General features: G+C 68.8%; 4 protein-coding genes. 3 read left to right on the plus strand and 1 reads right to left on the minus strand.

Annotation, left to right across the window (positions count from 1 at the left end; translation table 11 throughout):
• Nucleotides 1–368: 368 nt before the first annotated feature.
• The gene (locus tag AC1DZ6_RS22380; RefSeq protein ID WP_477099324.1) at nt 369–509 is read left to right on the plus strand and encodes a hypothetical protein; all 141 of its coding nucleotides are present in this window, start codon (nt 369–371) and stop codon (nt 507–509) included.
• Between the two features lie 38 nt (nt 510–547).
• On the opposite strand, the gene AC1DZ6_RS22385 is transcribed toward AC1DZ6_RS22380, so the two are convergent.
• Nucleotides 548–1,042 (minus strand): 3D domain-containing protein, encoded by a 495-nt coding sequence (locus AC1DZ6_RS22385; protein WP_477099325.1) that lies wholly within the window; start codon nt 1,040–1,042, stop codon nt 548–550.
• Nucleotides 1,043–1,403: 361 nt separating this feature from the next.
• On the opposite strand from AC1DZ6_RS22385, the gene AC1DZ6_RS22390 reads away from it, so the two are divergent.
• Entirely contained in the window at nt 1,404–2,450 is a 1,047-nt protein-coding gene (locus AC1DZ6_RS22390) for a phospholipase C/P1 nuclease family protein (protein ID WP_477099326.1), read from the plus strand.
• Nucleotides 2,451–2,454: 4 nt separating this feature from the next.
• Nucleotides 2,455–2,901 (plus strand): NUDIX domain-containing protein, encoded by a 447-nt coding sequence (locus AC1DZ6_RS22395; protein WP_477099327.1) that lies wholly within the window; start codon nt 2,455–2,457, stop codon nt 2,899–2,901.
• Nucleotides 2,902–3,010 lie beyond the last annotated feature (109 nt).

Genomic DNA, 3,010 nt, shown 5'->3' on the forward strand with positions numbered 1-3,010 from the left:
GAACACGGATACGGCGTTGATGAAGGGGCTGGCGGCGCGACAGGCATGGGGCGACCCGTGCGTTCAGGGACCGGGCGACGCGAGCCCGGCCCGCCCGTCGGGGGCTTAAAGCCGGCGAGGCCTGAACAGGGCCGACCGCCGGACGCTCCTGGATAACGATCGCGCGGAGCGTCGGTCCTGGTCGAAACGGTATTTGTCTACAAAGCTTCCGGGCCTGGCCCGGCGCTCCGCGTCCCTCCCCACACCTTCAGCGGCTTTCCGCGTGAGGCGGCGAAGTCGTGTCCACCGCAGGAGACATCATGCCCCGATCGAAGACCCGAGCCCTAATCCGCGCCGCTCAGCGGTCGGTTGGCGAAAGCAAGGATCCCATGGACGACGACAGCGGCCGCACGGCCGCGCGGATGAACTATCTTCGCCGCGATATCAGGCGGCGCCTGAAGCGCGCGGCGGCGGCGCGCGAGGCGCGGGCGGCCGCCGCGCCACGACAGGGCGAGGAGATGGAGGCGTGAGGTCTTCGATCTTCGACGGATGTGGGGTCCGGAGACGCCTATTCCGGCGGGCAGCCCTTGAACTCGCCGACCTTGGTCACCGAGAGCGTCGAGAGGTTGAGGTTCATCAGGGGCTGCATCGAGGAGCGCCCCTGGCCGCTGAACAGGTCCAGCTTGTTGCCCTTGATCGCGCCGCCCACGTCGGAGGCGTACCAGTAGCCGTCGTGCTTCTGGCCGTTGGGCATCGGAACGCCGACGGTCTCCTTGATGAACACCACGGTGCGGCGCGGGATCACGGACTTGTCGACCGCCAGGGTGCGCATGGCCACGACCTTGCAGCCCAGGCTGTCCAGCGCGCGGATGCCCTTGGCGCCGGCGTGGTAGAGCGTCGCCTTCATCTTGTATTCGACCGAGCCCGGCATGGTGCCCGTGAGGGCGCCGGTGATCAGGTCGCCGAGCGGGTCGCTGCGCGCGGGAGCGCTGTCGGCGGCCAGGGCGGGTAGGGCGATGGACATGGCCGCGACGGCCAGAAATCCCGCAAACGTGCGTCGCATCGAGGGGTTCCTCTTATCGGCGTAGAGTGTCGGTCGGCGGCCTGATTACTAAGATCACGGGCCCGTGACAACCCACTTGCGGGCGACCGGATGCCGCGCCGCACCCTTGGCGGTGGCTCAGGGCGCCATCGTTTGAAGCGTTCTTTGGTTCCACGTCGGGCGGTATCCCCAAGCCCGCAAGGGATTGCGTGCTGACGCTTGGCGGCGGGAACCGCACGCTCTGGCGGTCGTCGCCCGGGTGGCATAAACCGGAGTCGTCCACGGCTTTTTCGGCGGTGCACGCGTCTTGAGCAGGTCCGGCGGGCCTGGCGAGTCGCGGTGATCGCTCGACCCACGAGGCCGTCAGATCGTTGGAGCGCCCATGAAGCCGTCTGCCCTCTCCCCCGTTGGTCGCCTGTTCACCAGCGTCGCCCTGGTCGCTGCGCTCGCCGCGCCCGCCAGCTCGGCCTTCGCCTGGGGCGCCTGGGGGCATCGCATGGTCGGCGTCGTCGCCGCCGAGAGCCTGCCCAGCGACGTGCCGGCCTTCCTGCGCACGCCGCAGGCCGTCGCCGCGATCGGCGAATACGCCCGCGAGCCGGACCGCTGGAAGGGCTCGGGCAAGATCCACGACACCGACCGCGACGCCGCCCACTTCCTGGACATCGACGACGAGGGAAGGATGTACGGCGGGCCGAAGTTCACGCTGGAGACCCTGCCGCCCACCCGAGCCGACTACGAGAAGTCGCTGGCCGCGGTCGGCCATGACAGCTGGAACGCCGGCTACCTGCCGTATTCGGTCATCGACGGCTATCAGCAGCTGGTGAAGGACTTCACCTACTGGCGCATCCTGCAGGCGGTCTCGAAGTCCGAGAAGGACAAGACCAAGAAGGCCTATTACGTGGCCGACCTGAAGCGGCGCGAGGAGCTGCTGCTCCGCGACCTGGGCGTCTGGGCCCACTATGTCGGCGACGCCAGCCAGCCGCTGCACCTCTCGGTGCACTACAACGGCTGGGGCGATTACCCCAATCCGAACGGCTACACCCAGAGCAAGGGCACCCACGGCAGCTTCGAGGGGCCGCTGGTCAAGGCCGTGGCGACCAACGCCGACGTCAAGGCGCTGGTGCCGGCCTACAAGGACTGCGCCTGCACGATCGAGGCGCGGACGGTCAGCTACCTGACCGAGACCGTCAGCTTCGTCGAGCCGCTGTACAAGCTGGAGAAGGAAGGCGGCCTGGTCGCCGCCGATCCGCGCGCCAAGGCCTTCGTCGACGCCCGCCTGGCGGCCGGGGCGACCCAGCTGCGCGACATGGTCGTCGACGCCTGGAAGGCCAGCGCCACGGGCAAGATCGGCTACCGTCCGGAAACCACCGTCGACGACGTCGTGTCCGGCAAGGCCGATCCGTGGAACGACCTGTACGGCAAGGACTGATCCCTTGCAGGCGTTCGACGCACCCCAGGCGGGCCTGGAGTACAAGCACCGGTGGGCGGCCTTCGGCATCGCCGAGGGCGCCAATGGCACGATCGCCCTGGTCGAGGTCCGCAAGCCTGACCGCCCGCCCTATTTCGACCTGCCGGGCGGGGCGGTGGACGGCGACGAGGACGAGCACGCCGCCGTCGTCCGCGAGTTCGGCGAGGAGACGGGCCTGGTCGTCGAGGTCGGGACGCGGGTGATCGAGGTCAGCCAGCCGTTCCTGAAGTCGGACGGCCAGCCGGTGTGCAACAACGGCGGGATCTATGTGGTCCAGGTCACCGGCGAGCGGCCCGAGCTGAAGGTCGAGGACGATCACACCCTGGTCTGGCTGGACCCGCGCGACGCGGTGGTGGCTCTACGGCACGACGCCCACGCCTGGGCGGTGGCGGCGTGGCTGAGGCGGGGATGATTTGGGAAACCCTCTCCCCTCCGGGAGAGGGTTATTTCAAGAGCGCCTTGGCCTTGTCCGGCGCCACTTGGTCGAAGATCATCCTCAGGTGGGCGTCCTTGGCGTGGTC

The organism is Caulobacter sp. P1_B12_2, assembly GCF_056406675.1.